Here is a 1440-nt window from a genome sequence, read left to right on the forward strand (position 1 = left end):
CACTCGTTCTTGCTGCGTTCTCGGAAGTCATCTTGGCCGGCAGCGTCAACTGCGGCATCAATATAGGGGACAGATTTCAAATCTGTCCCCGCTTGGACATGGGGACAGACTTCAAGTCCGTCCCCGCTTGGAGCTTTAGTAAGTCATGGACAGGCACTCCTTCCTCGTGGAAGTGGCGGCAGAGCACTTTGAAGTATCGCCGCTGCTGATCAATACCGTGATGGTAAACCACGGCCACATCCCCCGATCAGAGCTGGAAGCATTTCAGTAAGCTGTTTAAAAAGAGCCCAGCAACCCAAACCATTGATCTGCCGCAGGCGGCGCAGCCTGATTCAAGCCCACGTTTGTATAGCATTTGTGCTACAATGTAAGACGCAACAGCACAAACGGAGAGCGTAATGAAAACTGACATGCTTAGCACCCGCATTGACCACGACACCAAGGTCGCGTTCTCAAATATTTGCGACGAGGTGGGGCTTAGCCCCTCCCAGGCAATCAAGTTGTTTGCACGGGCGGTTATCAATTACGGGGGTATCCCGTTTGAACTGAAGGCACCTCAGCCGAATGAAACAAGCGCCGCCGCCATGCAGGAACTGCTGGAAGGCAAAGGGCACCGTGCGGAATCACTGGATAGCCTTGTAGCAGACTTCACGGATGGCAAGGTCACACATGTACAGCCTTGAGTACTCAACGCAGTTCAAAAAAGACTTTAAAAAAATAACTAAACGGCCTATCCCAGACATCGTTGAAGTGGGCCGTATCATCTCGATGCTACAACGTGATGATCCGTTGGACGACAAGCACGTCGATCACATGCTAATAGGCAATTGGCAGGGCTTCAGAGATTGCCATGTTATGCCGGATTTGGTGTTAATCTACAGTGTGAGTAACGGCGTTTTACAGCTCGCCAGAATCGGCAGTCACAGCGAGCTTTTCTGAAAAATATACGGCATAAAAAGGGGTAGCGAGGCCCGAACACCAAGCGCTTAAAGACCTTTTAGCCACGGACGTTCACTGCCACCCACGGGCGAAGGAAAAAGAACAGATATGCTCAGGGAAGAAGAGCTTAGTTATCGGATTCGCAGTGCCGTCTTCGAAGTGAACAGAGTGCTTGGGGCGGGATGTCTGGAAAGTGCAGACCAAAAGGTATGGGTATATGAATAGACGGGGACAGATTTAAAATCTGTCCCCGCTTGCGTCCTGGGAACAGGAATTCCCCCACCTGTCCCCGGTCAAGCGCCGCGGCAACCGCCGCTACTATCAGCGCGCCGACGTCATCACCATCCGCCAGATCCGCAGCCTATTGTACGACCAGGGCTACACCATCGGCGGCGCCAAGCAGCAACTGTCCAACGCCTCTCAGGAGAGTCTGTTGGCTTCTTGGTTCGAGTTCGTAATAGGGAACCGAACTGTCACGGATTCTGGTTTGAAGGATGAGCC

The 1440-nt window shown here is 52.4% G+C and carries 3 protein-coding genes and 1 pseudogene; all 4 read left to right on the forward strand.

Annotated elements, in window-relative coordinates; all coding sequences use genetic code 11:
• Nucleotides 1-145 precede the first annotated feature (145 nt).
• Complete coding sequence (locus A3OI_RS24235) at nucleotides 146-271, forward strand: hypothetical protein (RefSeq protein ID WP_267283271.1); 126 nt, start codon at nucleotides 146-148, stop codon at nucleotides 269-271.
• Nucleotides 272-398: 127 nt separating this feature from the next.
• Nucleotides 399-683, forward strand: a complete 285-nt coding sequence (locus A3OI_RS0103670) for a type II toxin-antitoxin system RelB/DinJ family antitoxin (protein WP_018402986.1) — start codon at nucleotides 399-401, stop codon at nucleotides 681-683.
• Nucleotides 670-939, forward strand: coding sequence for a type II toxin-antitoxin system RelE/ParE family toxin (locus tag A3OI_RS0103675; protein ID WP_018402987.1), 270 nt, complete (start codon nucleotides 670-672; stop codon nucleotides 937-939). The genes A3OI_RS0103670 and A3OI_RS0103675 overlap by 14 nt, the downstream gene beginning before the upstream one ends.
• Before the next feature lie 253 nt (nucleotides 940-1192).
• Nucleotides 1193-1440: pseudogene (locus tag A3OI_RS24585) on the forward strand (MerR family transcriptional regulator); the annotation flags it as partial.

The sequence above is a fragment of the Marinobacter gelidimuriae genome, from assembly GCF_000372805.1.
In the GTDB taxonomy this organism is placed as follows: Bacteria; Pseudomonadota; Gammaproteobacteria; order Pseudomonadales; family Oleiphilaceae; genus Marinobacter; species Marinobacter gelidimuriae.